At 73.7% G+C, this 11,939-nt stretch carries 11 protein-coding genes; 4 read left to right on the top strand and 7 right to left on the bottom strand.

Going from position 1 to position 11,939, the window contains the following annotated elements; all coding sequences use genetic code 11:
- Positions 1–51 precede the first annotated feature (51 nt).
- Both ABGB06_RS34170 and ABGB06_RS34175 read right to left on the bottom strand, forming a co-directional pair.
- Entirely contained in the window at positions 52–1,281 is a 1,230-nt protein-coding gene (locus tag ABGB06_RS34170; RefSeq protein ID WP_347597598.1) for a DUF349 domain-containing protein, read from the bottom strand.
- A gap of 193 nt (positions 1,282–1,474) precedes the next feature.
- On the bottom strand, positions 1,475–2,314 hold the full coding sequence (locus ABGB06_RS34175) for a peptidylprolyl isomerase (RefSeq protein WP_347597601.1): 840 nt from the start codon (positions 2,312–2,314) through the stop codon (positions 1,475–1,477).
- A 159-nt stretch (positions 2,315–2,473) separates the two neighbouring features.
- Here ABGB06_RS34175 and ABGB06_RS34180 point away from each other — a divergent pair, with 159 nt between their 5' ends.
- Complete coding sequence (locus tag ABGB06_RS34180; RefSeq protein ID WP_347597604.1) at positions 2,474–3,187, top strand: MBL fold metallo-hydrolase; 714 nt, start codon at positions 2,474–2,476, stop codon at positions 3,185–3,187.
- Between the two features lie 8 nt (positions 3,188–3,195).
- Complete coding sequence (gene hisS / locus ABGB06_RS34185) at positions 3,196–4,458, top strand: histidine--tRNA ligase (RefSeq protein WP_347597607.1); 1,263 nt, start codon at positions 3,196–3,198, stop codon at positions 4,456–4,458.
- 157 nt (positions 4,459–4,615) lie between these two features.
- On the opposite strand, the gene ABGB06_RS34190 is transcribed toward hisS, so the two are convergent.
- From ABGB06_RS34190 to ABGB06_RS34205, 4 genes are read right to left on the bottom strand one after another with little or no spacing between them, the layout of a single operon-like run.
- A complete protein-coding gene (locus ABGB06_RS34190) occupies positions 4,616–5,236 on the bottom strand; it encodes a response regulator transcription factor (protein ID WP_347597610.1) in 621 nt (206 codons plus the stop codon).
- Positions 5,233–6,522 carry a sensor histidine kinase gene (locus ABGB06_RS34195; protein WP_347597613.1) on the bottom strand — a complete coding sequence of 430 codons (1,290 nt, stop codon included), beginning with the start codon at positions 6,520–6,522 and terminating at the stop codon, positions 5,233–5,235. The genes ABGB06_RS34190 and ABGB06_RS34195 overlap by 4 nt, the downstream gene beginning before the upstream one ends.
- A gap of 55 nt (positions 6,523–6,577) precedes the next feature.
- A complete protein-coding gene (locus ABGB06_RS34200) occupies positions 6,578–7,438 on the bottom strand; it encodes an ABC transporter permease (protein WP_347597616.1) in 861 nt (286 codons plus the stop codon).
- Positions 7,435–8,334: an ABC transporter ATP-binding protein gene (locus ABGB06_RS34205; RefSeq protein WP_347597619.1), complete on the bottom strand. Its 900-nt coding sequence runs from the start codon at positions 8,332–8,334 to the stop codon at positions 7,435–7,437. Before ABGB06_RS34205 ends, ABGB06_RS34200 begins: the two co-directional genes overlap by 4 nt.
- A gap of 195 nt (positions 8,335–8,529) precedes the next feature.
- On the opposite strand from ABGB06_RS34205, the gene ABGB06_RS34210 reads away from it, so the two are divergent.
- Both ABGB06_RS34210 and ABGB06_RS34215 read left to right on the top strand, forming a co-directional pair.
- Complete coding sequence (locus ABGB06_RS34210) at positions 8,530–9,177, top strand: vitamin K epoxide reductase family protein (RefSeq protein ID WP_347597622.1); 648 nt, start codon at positions 8,530–8,532, stop codon at positions 9,175–9,177.
- Between the two features lie 42 nt (positions 9,178–9,219).
- Positions 9,220–10,581 (top strand): replication-associated recombination protein A, encoded by a 1,362-nt coding sequence (locus ABGB06_RS34215; protein WP_347597625.1) that lies wholly within the window; start codon positions 9,220–9,222, stop codon positions 10,579–10,581.
- A 491-nt stretch (positions 10,582–11,072) separates the two neighbouring features.
- On the opposite strand, the gene ABGB06_RS34220 is transcribed toward ABGB06_RS34215, so the two are convergent.
- Entirely contained in the window at positions 11,073–11,918 is an 846-nt protein-coding gene (locus ABGB06_RS34220) for a DUF2470 domain-containing protein (protein WP_347597628.1), read from the bottom strand.
- Positions 11,919–11,939 lie beyond the last annotated feature (21 nt).

Raw genomic sequence — 11,939 nt, forward strand, 5'->3', positions numbered from 1 at the left:
CGGCGCCCCCACGGGGGGCCCGCGCGTGGCGCGTCGGGGAGGTCGGGGGAGCTAGCCGCCGAACTCCTGGAGACCCTTGAGCGCCTGGTCCAGCAGCGCCTGGCGGCCCTCCAGTTCTTGCTCCAGCTTCTCGGCCTTCGCGGTGTTGCCCGAGGCACGAGCCTTCTCCGCCTGCTGGCGGAGCCGCTCCACCGCGTCCTGCAGCTGGCCGGTCAGCCCCGCGGCCCGCGCCCTGGCCTCCGGGTTGGTGCGGCGCCATTCGGCCTCCTCGGCCTCCGCCACCGCGCGCTCCACGGCGTGGATCCGGCCCTCGATGCCCGCCCTGGCGTCCCGCGGGACGTGGCCGATGGCCTCCCAGCGCTCGCCGATCGAGCGCAGCGCGGCGCGCGCGGCGCGCAGGTCGGTGACCGGAAGCAGCTTCTCCGCCTCCGCGGCCAGCAGTTCCTTCGCGGCGAGGTTGTCCCGCTGCTCGGCGTCCCGCTCGGCGAAGGCGGAGCCGCGGGCCTGGAAGAAGACGTCCTGGGCCGCGCGGAAGCGGGTCCACAGGTCCTCCTCGGCGTCCCGGTGCGCCCGGCCCGCCGCCTTCCACTCCCGCATCAGCTCCCGGTACCGGGCCGCGGTGGGGCCCCAGTCGGTGGAGTCGGACAGCGCCTCCGCCTCGGCGATGAGCTTCTCCTTGCGCCGCTTGGTCTCGTCACGCTGGGAGTCCAGGGCGGCGAAATGTGCCTTGCGGCGCTTGGAGAAAGCCGAGCGGGCGTGCGAGAAGCGGTGCCACAGCTCGTCGTCGGTCTTCCGGTCCAGCCGGGGCAGGCCCTTCCAGGTGTCCACGAGCTCGCGCAGCCGCTCACCCGCGGACCGCCACTGTTCGCTGGCCGCGAGCTCCTCGGCCTCCGCGACCAGCGACTCCTTGGCGGCCCTGGCCTCCTCGGTCTGCCTGGCCCGGGCCGCCTTGCGCTCCTCGCGGCGCGACTCGACCGTCGAGACGAGGCCGTCGAGCCGCCGGGACAGGGCCTCCAGATCGCCCACGGCGTGCGCCTCCGCCACCTGCTCGCGCAGGTGGTCGATCGCGGTCGCCGCGTCCTTGGCGGACAGGTCGGTGGTCCGCAGCCGGCGTTCGAGCAGGTCGATCTCGACCACCAGCCCCTCGTACTTCCGCTCGAAGTAGGCGAGAGCCTCCTCGGGAGAGCCCGCCTGCCACGAGCCGACCACCTTCTCGCCGTCCGCCGTCCGCACGTACACGGTCCCCGCATCGTCCACGCGGCCCCACGGCTCGCTGCTCACAGCGCCTCCTTTTGATGCCCACCTCGGGTGCGTGCCCCCGGCATCGTCCACAGTTCTCATCCGGCACGGGCAGGCTCAGTCGGTCGTCCCGAGCCCCGCCGGGCGGAGCAGGCACCCTGCACAACGCCAACATAGGCGACCGTGCACCCGGCTGTCCGCACCTTGCCGCGCGGAAATTCCCGGTCGGCCCGGCTCAGCCCTCGTCCTCGCGACGCTCCACCGTGGCGTCGTTGATCACCACGGTCGCGTTCGGCGCCGTGTTGCCGGTCGTCGGGTCGGCCTCGGTGGCGCCGGCCGCGGCGATCTTCTCCAGCACGTCCATTCCGCCGGTGATGGTGCCGAACGGGGTGTAGTCGGCGGACAGGGTGCTGTCCTCGTACACCAGGAAGAACTGGCTGCCGCCCGTGTCCGGGCCGCTGTTCGCCATCGCCACGGTGCCCTTCGGATAGACGCCGCCGGCCACCTCCTCGGCGTCGAGGTTCTCGTCCGGCAGGCTGTACCCGGGGCCGCCCTGTCCGGTGCCCTCGGGGTCGCCGCACTGCAGCACGAAGATCCCCTCGTCGGTCAGCCGGTGACAGACCGTGCTGTCGAAGTAGTTGTTCCCGGCCAGGAAGTCGAAGGAGTTCACCGTGTGCGGCGCGGCCGCCGGATCCATGGTGATCTCGATGTCCCCGCAGGTGGTCTGCAGGGTCATGACGTAGCTGGCGGCGGTGTCCACCGTCATCTCCGGCTCCTCGTCCCACTGCTTTCCGACCGGGAAGCCGTCTCCCGCCGGCTCGCAGGGGTCCTCCGCTGCCGTGCTCGGGTCGTCCGTGGCCTCGCTCTGCTCGTCGCTCGCCTGGTCGGTGGTCTCGTCGTCCCCGCCCAGGAGCTTCATCGCGCCGAAACCGCCGCCGGCCACCAGCACCACGAGTGCCGCGGCGATGATCACGTTACGCCGCCGGTTCCGCCGGATCCGATCCACTCGGCGCTGCTGCTGCCGCTCCCACTTGGCCCGCGCCAGCTCCCTGCGTCGCTGCTCCTTGCTGCTCACCTTGTCAATCCTCCTGACAGTGCTGACAGACGTTCCTCTCCGTGGGCCGCCGGACCCTGGGCGTCACCGTATACGGATGCGGGTTCGCGTGCCGACCGCCGACGCCGGTAGGCTCTGGAGCCGGGCAGCCCGTAAGCCGTTGACGACCGAAGGACGACCGTGCTCGTTGCTGGGTTCCCCGCCGGGGCATGGGGGACCAACTGCTATCTGGTCGCGCCCGCCGCCGGCGAGGAGTGCGTGATCATCGACCCGGGTCACCGGGCCGCGCCGGGGGTGACGGAGACCGTCGCCCGGCACCGTCTCAAGCCGGTCGCGGTGGTGCTCACACACGGCCACGTGGACCACGTCGCCTCGGTGGTGCCGGTGTGCGGCGCGCACGGGGTGCCGGCCTGGATCCACCCGCGGGACCGGTACATGCTCTCGGATCCGGAGAAGGCGCTCGGCGCCCGGATCGGCGAGCCGCTGATGGGGGAGCTGACCGTCGGCGAGCCGGACGACCTGCGGGAGCTGTCCGACGGGGCGGAGCTGGCGCTCGCCGGCCTCACGCTCACCGTCGCGCACGCGCCCGGCCATACCAGGGGGTCGGTGACCTTCGGGATGCCCGAGCAGCCGGACGTGCCGCCGCTGCTCTTCTCGGGCGACCTGCTGTTCGCCGGCTCCATCGGACGCACCGACCTGCCCGGCGGAGACCACGCCGAGATCCTGCGGTCGCTGGCCCGTGTCTGCCTGCCGCTGGACGACGCCACCGTGGTCCTGTCCGGGCACGGTCCGCAGACCACCATCGGCCGCGAGCGCGCGAGCAACCCGTTCCTTCGCCCGCTGGCCGCAGGCGACGGCGCCGCGGACGTCGCGGCGCCGCGACAAGGAATGTGACAACACCCGTGAGCACCTTCTCCGCCCCCAGGGGCACCTACGACCTGATCCCGCCGGACTCCGCCGCGTTCCTGGCGGTGCGCGAGGCGCTCGCCGCCGGCCCGCGCCGCGCCGGGTACGGCTACGTGGAGACCCCGGGCTTCGAGCACGTCGAGCTGTTCTCCCGCGGCGTCGGCGAGTCGACCGACATCGTGACCAAGGAGATGTACACCCTCACCACCAAGGGCGGCACCCACCTGGCGCTGCGCCCCGAGGGCACCGCCTCGGTGCTGCGCGCCGCGCTCCAGGCCAACCTGCACCGGGCGGGCGGCCTGCCGGTGAAGCTCTGGTACTCCGGCACCTACTACCGCTACGAGCGCCCCCAGGCCGGCCGCTACCGGCACTTCTCCCAGGTGGGAGCGGAGGCCATCGGCGCGGAGGATCCGGCCCTCGACGCCGAGCTGGTCATCCTGGCCGCCGACGCGTACCGCTCGCTCGGCCTGACCGGCGTCCGGCTGCTGCTGAACTCCCTGGGCGATCCGGAGTGCCGCCCGGCCTACCGGGCCGCGCTGCAGGAGTTCCTGCGCGGACTCGACCTGGATCCCGACACGTTGGCCCGGGTCGAGATCAACCCGCTGCGGGTGCTGGACGACAAGCGGGAGAGCGTCCAGCGGCAGCTGGTCGGGGCGCCCCTGATGCGCGACCACCTGTGCCAGGCCTGCAAGGAGTACCACGAGGGGGTGCGTGAGCTGCTGCGCGCCGAGGGGGTCGCGTTCGAGGACGACCCGCGCCTCGTGCGCGGCCTGGACTACTACACGCGCACCACGTTCGAGTTCGTGCACGACGGCCTCGGCGCCCAGTCGGCGGTCGGCGGCGGCGGCCGGTACGACGGCCTCTCGGAGCTGATCGGCGGGCCGCCGCTGCCCTCCGTGGGCTGGGCGCTCGGCGTGGACCGCACGGTGCTGGCGCTGCGCGCCGAGGGCGTCGACCCCGCGCTGCCGCCGGGCACCCGGGTCTTCGCCGTGCCGCTCGGCGAGGAGGCGCGCCGGGCGCTGTTCACGGTGGTCACCGAGCTGCGCCGGGCCGGCGTGCCGGCGGACTTCTCCTTCGGCGGACGCGGCGTGAAGGCGGCCATGAAGGCGGCCAACCGCAGCGGCGCCCGGTACGCGGTGGTGGCCGGCGAGCGCGACCTCGCCGAGGGCGTGGTCCAGGTCAAGGACCTCGACAGCGGCGACCAGTCCCCGTGCCCGCTGGACACGGTGGTCGCCGAGCTCCGCGCACGCCTGTCCTGAGCCGTCGCGGGGCGCCCCCGCGGGCGCCCCGCGCCACCCCCGCGCGGCGGGTCAGAGCGGTCCATGGCGCGGTGTGTGCGTGCTCGTGCTGTTGGCGGCTGTCGCCGCGTGGGCGTGGGCTGGTCGTGTGGCCGTTGTTGTGGGCGAGCGCGGCGGGTCAGAGCAGCCCGTGGCGGAGCGCGTGCGTGACGGCGGCGGTGCGGTCGGTGACGCCCAGCTTGCCGAAGGCGCGGAGCAGATGCGTCTTCACCGTCGACTCGCCGATGTAGAGCCGCCGCCCGATCTCGGCGTTGGTGCACCCCTCCGCCACCAGCCGCAGCACCGCGGTCTCGCGCTCCGACAGCCGCGGACGCTCCGGCCGGGCCCGCACCTGGTCCATCAGCCTGGCGGCCACCGACGGCGCCAGCACCGTCTCGCCGCGCGCCGCCGCCCGGACCGCGTCGGCGAGTTCGCCGCGGGTGGCGTCCTTCAGCAGATAGCCCGCCGCGCCCGCCTCCACCGCCCGCAGGATGTCCCGGTCGGTCTCGTAGGTGGTCAGCACCACCACCCGGCAGGGCAGTCCCGCCGCGGTGATCCGGCCCACCGACTCCACGCCGTCGCCGCCGGGCATCCGCAGATCCATCAGCACCACGTCGGGGCTCAGCGAGGCGGCCAGGGCCTCGCCGCGCGGCCCGCTGTCGGCCTCGCCCACCACCTCCAGGTCAGGTTCGGCGCCGAGCATCCCGCTCAGCCCGGTTCGCACCACGGGATGGTCGTCGACCAGCAGGATCCGGATCATCGCTCAGCACCCTCCCGCGCGCGTTCCCACGCCCGCTCCCACTCCGCCTCGCTCCGCGCCGGCCCCGCCTCCGGCCCCGGCAGGACCGGTAGGAGCACGCTGACCTCGGTGCCCCCGCCGGGCACGGCGCTGATGCGCGCCGTCCCGCCGATCTCCGTGGCCCGGGCGCGGATGCCGGCCAGGCCGTAGCCACGCCCGCCGTCCGCCACCTCCGGGGCGGCCTCGAAGCCGCGGCCGCGGTCGTGGACGCGCAGCCGCACCGCGTCGGCACCGTACTCCAGGGTGATGGTGACCGGCGCGCCCGGCCCGGCGTGCTGACGCACGTTGGCCAGCGCCTCCTGGCACGCGCGCAGCGCCACCACCTCCGCGGCGGCGGGCAGCGCCCGTGGCGCGCCCCCGACCTCGACGCTCGCGGGGGCGCCGGACTCCGCGGAGTGGCGGGCGGCCACCCGCCGGAGCGCGTCCGGCAGCGAGCTGCCGTCCAGCCCCGCCGGGCCGCCGCCCGCCACCAGGGCCCGGGCCTCGGCGAGGTTCTCGCGGGCCGTGGCGGCCATCAGCGCCAGATGGTCGCGGGCCCGCACGGGATCGCGTTCCAGGTCCGCCTCCAGGGCCTGCACCAGCATCAGCAGGCTGGTGAAGCCCTGGGCCAGGGTGTCGTGGATCTCGCGGGAGAGACGGTCCCGTTCGGTCATGGCGCCGTGCGCCGTCGACAGCCGGGCGATCTCGTCCCGGCTGGTGGCCAACTCCTCGATCAGCCGGGCCCGTTCCGCGCTCTGTTCGGCGATGTGGGTCACCCATGTGCCGAGGACCACCGAGAAGGCGATGGCGACCACGGAGAACAGCGCCTGGGGCACCCACTCCGCGGCCAGCGGGCGGGCGACCAGGCCCCAGAGCGCCACGGGCAGGCCGTTGATCACCAGCATCGCGGCCACGGCCCACGCCCGGCGCAGCAGCATGAAGCACTGCGGGGCGATGGCGAAGGTCGCCATCTGGGTCTCGCCCACCACCACCGTCAACGGGAGGAAGAGCCCGACCATGCCGGCCGTGTAGAGCACGGCACGCCGCACGTCCGCCCCCTCCACCAGCAGGACGGGCCGGCCGACCCACACGTACCAGGGCACGGTGAGCGCGAACAGCCCGGCGGTGATCAGGCGGGCCCGGAGACCGGGAGAGGAGACGAGGAGGATGAACAGCGTGGTGATCACCCACACCATCGCGAAGTACAGGTCCCAGCGCCGGATGTGCCGTTCGGTCCACTGGTCTCCCATCCCGTGGGCCTCGCTCATCGACTCGTCCCTCCCTTCCCGGCCCCCGCCGCGCATCCGTCCGACCTGCCTCCGTTCAGCCGTCGCGCGCCGTCTTCCAGCGGAAGGTGGTCAGACACAGCACCAATCCTGCGACGCACCACGCCGCCAGCACCAGCGCCACCCGCTCGAACTCCCAGGCGCCCGCCTGCTCCAGGACGGCTGCCGAGTCGGGCAGGAAGACCCCCCGCAGACCCTGGCACATCCACTTCAGTGGGAAGAGCGCCGCGACGTTCAGCATCCACCCGGGGATGCCGTCGATCGCTATGTAGACGCCGGAGATGAACTGCAGCACCAGGAACGGCAGGATCACCACGGAGGTGGCGCTCTTCCCGGACCGCGGCAGGCTGCTGATGGCGATGCCGAGCAGGGCGCAGGAGGTCAGCCCGAGCACGAAGATCCAGCCGAACGTGAGCCAGGTCGTCACGTCGGAGGGCAGCTCGATGTCCCAGAACACCACGCCGGCGAGCAGCAGCAGCGCGACCTCGAGGACGCCGGTCACCAGCACCAGCCACAGCTTGCCGAGGAAGTACGCGGTCGGCGGCATCGGCGTGCCGCGCAGCCGCCGCAGCACCTTCTCGTCCCGCTCGATCGCGATGGAGACGCCCAGCGACTGGAAGCTGACCGACATCATGCCGGCCCCGATCATCGCCGGCACGTACAGCTGCGAGGCGGTGATGCCGGCGCCCTCCACGTCGTCGCTGAAGATCGAGGCGAACAGGCCCAGGAAGATGATGGGGAAGGCGAAGGTGAACACCGCCTGGTCGCGCTGGCGGAAGAACTGCCGGAGCTCGATGGCGGCGCGGTGCCGGCCGACGGTCCACGCGCCGGGCGGCCGGGGCGTGGCGCTCCGGTCGGCGGTGGCGTGCCCCGCGCGCGGCGTGGTCGTGGTGCTCATCGTTCCTTCCCCTCTCCGGTGAGCTCCAGGTAGACGTCCTCCAGGGTCGGGCGGGTGATCCGCAACCCCGGTATCTCGCCGCCGAACCGGGCGGCCAACGCGGTGACGGTCCGGGTGGGCGTCGCGGTCACCTCGTGACCCGGTCCCCGTTCGGGGTCGAGCCAGTGCACCGTGGCCTCGCTGCCGTGCCGGTGCCGGACGTCGTCGGCGGTGCCCTCGGCCACCACCCGCCCGGCCTGGATCACGGCGAGGCGGTCCGCGAGCACCTCCGCCTCCTCCAGGTAGTGAGTGGTGAGCAGGATGGTGGTGCCGTCCTCGGCCAGCCGCCTGATCAGCTCCCAGAACTGCCGCCGCGCCGCCGGGTCGAAGCCCGTGGTCGGCTCGTCGAGCAGCAGCAGCTCCGGGTCGCCGATGATGCCGAGGGCCACGTCGAGGCGGCGGCGCTGGCCGCCGGAGAGCGACTTGATCCGGCTGCGCGCCTTTCCGGCCAGCCCGACCAACTCGATCACCTCGCCCGGGTCCCGCGGGCGGGGGTAGTAGTGGGCGAAGTGCCGGACCGACTCGGCGACGGTCAGCTCGGCGGGCGCGGACTCGTCCTGCCAGACGATGCCGACGCGGGCCCGCCACGTCCCGTCCGCGGTGGCCGGGTCCCGGCCGAGCACGCTCACCGTGCCGGCGTCCCGGGAGCGGTGCCCCTGCAGGATCTCGACGGTGGTGCTCTTGCCCGCGCCGTTCGGGCCGAGCAGGCCGAACACCTCCCCGCGCTGGATGCCGAGGTCCACCCCGTCAACCGCGGTCACCTGGCCGTACCTCTTTCGTAGTCCCCGGACGTGCACCACGCGCTCCGCGTCCCCGCCGGAGCGCGCCCCCGTGTTCTCCTCGGTCTGAGTGGTCATGGCGCCAGCCTTCCGGACGGAGAGCGGTACGGGGACGACCGGACGGTCCGTCCGCTGTCCACCGTTCGGTGGACGCCGGGCGCGCCTCGGCCGGGCTTCGGCCGGTTCCGTGGGGTCCGCGGGCTCGGCGCGCTGGGGCACAATGGGGAGCCGTATCCGGCGCGGAGCAGACCCGACACGGAGTGGATGGGTGAGATGGCGGCAACGGTGGTGGACGAGGTGCGGACGGACGAGCCCGCGCGGCAGGAGTCAGGCGGTGTGGGCGCGGGTCGCGCCTTCTCCCTGCTGCTGGTGATCACCGGATTCGCGGGCCTGCTGGCCGCGTGGGTCATCACCCTCGACAAGAACCACATCCTCGAGGCGAAGGCCGTCGGGGACGAGTACATCCCCGCGTGCAGCCTCAGCCCGATCGTCTCCTGCGGCAGCGTCATGGAGAGCGACCAGGCGGAGGCGTTCGGCTTCCCCAACCCGATGCTGGGCCTGGTCACCTACGGCATGGTGATCGCCATCGGCGCGGGGCTGCTGGCCGGCGCACGGTACCAGCGGTGGTTCTGGTTCGGGCTGCAGGCCGGGACGCTGTTCGGCGTCGGCTTCTGCACCTGGCTCATGTACCAGTCGCTGTACAACATCAACGCGCTGTGCCTGTGGTGCTGTCTGGCCTGGGTCGCCACCATCTTCATGTTCTGGTACACGACGTCGCACAACCTGCGGCGCGGCATCATCCCCGCCTCCGCGGGCGTGAAGCGGACCGTGGACGAGTTCCACTGGCTCTTCCCCTCCGTGCACGTCGCGGTGATCGGCATGCTGATCCTGACCCGCTGGTGGGACTACTGGACCAGCTGAGCGGCCGACCCACTGTCAGCGGGGTGGCTTAGGGTCGGACGCGTGGAAGCCGACCTGTTCACCGCCGCCGCGGAGGAGCGTGCCGAGAAGGACCCGGCCGCCCGGCCGCTGGCCGTCCGGATGCGCCCGCGGACCCTCGACGAGGTGGTGGGCCAGCAGCACCTGCTCCGCCCCGGTTCACCGTTGCGCCGGCTGGTGGGCGAGGGCGCGGGCGGGCCCGCGGGACCGTCCTCGGTGATCCTGTGGGGCCCGCCGGGCACGGGCAAGACCACCCTGGCGTACGTGGTCAGTCAGGCCACCGACAAGCGCTTCGTGGAGCTCTCGGCCATCACCGCGGGAGTCAAGGAGGTGCGCGCCGTGATCGACGGGGCCCGCCGCTCCTCGGGCGCCTTCGGCAGGGACACCGTGCTGTTCCTGGACGAGATCCACCGCTTCAGCAAGGCGCAGCAGGACTCGCTGCTGCCCGCGGTGGAGAACCGCTGGGTCACGTTGATCGCGGCCACCACGGAGAATCCGTACTTCTCGATCATCTCGCCGCTGCTCTCCCGGTCGCTTCTGCTCACCCTGGAGCCGCTGACCGAGGAGGACGTGCGCGGGCTGCTGCGCCGCGCCGTCGCCGACGAGCGGGGCCTCGGGGGCGCCGTCGAGTTGCCCGAGGAGACCGAGGCGCATCTGCTGAGGATCGCCGGCGGCGACGCCCGGCGGGCGCTCACCGCGCTGGAGGCCGGCGCCGGCGCGGCGCTCGCCAAGGGGGAGCGCGAGGTGGCCCTGGCCACCCTGGAGGAGGCCGTCGACCGGGCGGCGGTGACGTACGACCGGGACGGTGACCAGCACTACGACGTGGCCAGCGCGCTCATCAAGTCCATCCGCGGCTCCGACGTGGACGCCGCCCTGCACTATCTGGCCCGGATGATCGAGGCGGGCGAGGATCCGCGTTTCATCGCCCGGCGGCTGATGATCTCGGCCAGCGAGGACATCGGCATGGCCGATCCCACGGCACTGCCCACGGCGGTCGCCGCCGCCCAGGCCGTCGCGATGATCGGCTTCCCCGAGGCGGCCATCACGCTCGGCCACGCGACCATCGCCCTCGCCCTGGCGCCGAAGTCCAACGCGGCGGTGCTCGCCATCGGGGCGGCACAGGCCGACGTGCGGGCCGGGCTCGCCGGCCCGGTGCCGTCGCATCTGCGCGACAGCCACTACAAGGGCGCCGCCAAGCTGGGCCACGGCGAGGGGTACCAGTACCCGCACGACGTGCCCGGCGGCATAGCCGCCCAGCAGTACGCGCCGGACTCCGTGCACGGCAAGCGGTACTACCACCCGACCCGGCACGGGGCCGAGGCCCGGTACACCGAGGTGCTCGACCGGATCCGCGAGCGCCTTGCCGGCGGGTCGGCCCCGGACTGACCTCACCCGCCGGGCGGCGCGACGAGGCCCCGGCAGAGCCGAACGGCTGGCCCGAGCCCCGCCGGCCCATGACCCGAAGCGGCCCTGGCGGCGTGGGCGGGGTTCGGCCGTCGTGCCGTGCTCCGATCGTGCGTGGTTCCGTCCGTCTGCCGGGTGGCTGTGGGCCCCAGCGTCCAGGGCCGCGGCGCCGGGGCTGTGCGACGCTCCGACCGCGTGCGTTTGGCGCCGCTGGCCTGGTGGCCGTGGTCCGCGGTGTCCACGGTGCGCTGCGGGCGTCGTGCCGTGCTCCGGCCGTGTGGTTGCTCCCGCTGGCCTGGTGGCCGTGTGCCGGGGTCTCCGGGGGTGCGGCGCACGCGCTATGCCGTGCCCCGCGTGCGGTTGTGGCCGTGAGTCGGGCGTCCGGGGTGGGGGCTCGCCGCCCTTCGGGGCGGCCGGGGCGCCGCGTCGCCGTGTCCGATGCGTGACCGAACGCGGGTGCGGCCCGGCAAGGGCTAGCGTGCGGCGGCGTCGAAGAGGTGGCGCATGGCGCGGCGGAGTTCGCCGATGTCCCGGACCGGCTCCGGGAAGTCGAAGCGCGCGTCCCGGCACAGCCCGTCGGCGCAGAACCGCACCCGCAGGCCGAACCGGTCGAGGCTCAGCGGCACCACCCGGCGCCACGGCCCGTGTTCCCTGACCGGCTCGCCGATCAGGTCGCAGAGCGTGCGCAACTGCTCCCCGTGCGCCGCGGACAGATGCTGGAGCAGCTCCGCCTCGTGCCGCACCAGCGGATCGGGCGCCGCGGCGGCGAACTCCCCGGGCTCGACGTGTCCGGCGCCCCACAGGTCGTCGGTGTACGCCTCGCCGACCTCCAGCCGCAGCGGCGTCCAGTGGCGCCCGGCCGCCGGTCCGGTCGGATGGTGCCGGGCCAGCAGTTCGAGGCCGGTGGCGCGCTCCGCGCCCCGGGTGGCCGTCAGCCAGCCCGCCACCCAGCCGCGCCCCCGGATCCGGTGCGGCACGGAGACCGGCGCCACGTCGGTGATCTCCATCACGGCGGTGAGCTCGTCGTCCCTGGCGTGCGCCGCGGCCCGAGCGGCCAGCGAGTCGGCGGGCAGCAGCAGGTAGACGTCCCCCGAGGGCGCCACGGCCCGCGACTCGGGCACCCCGTGCGGCGGTCCGGAAGACGCGTCGACCGGCGGTGACCCGTTCAGCTCAGCGCCTGGAATCACCAGGGTCGCCGAGGCGTTTGAGTCGACGAGGGTGCGTACCCGCTCGGCGGGCGAGGGCTGCGTGAGCTGGCCGTCCGGCTCCTCGGGCCGTCGCCGGCCGTCTTCGCGCACGGGGCTCCCGGGTCGAATCATGCGATCTCCTCAGCTAAGGTA

The organism is Streptomyces sp. B6B3, assembly GCF_039871525.1.
Classification (GTDB): Bacteria; Actinomycetota; Actinomycetes; order Streptomycetales; family Streptomycetaceae; genus Streptomyces.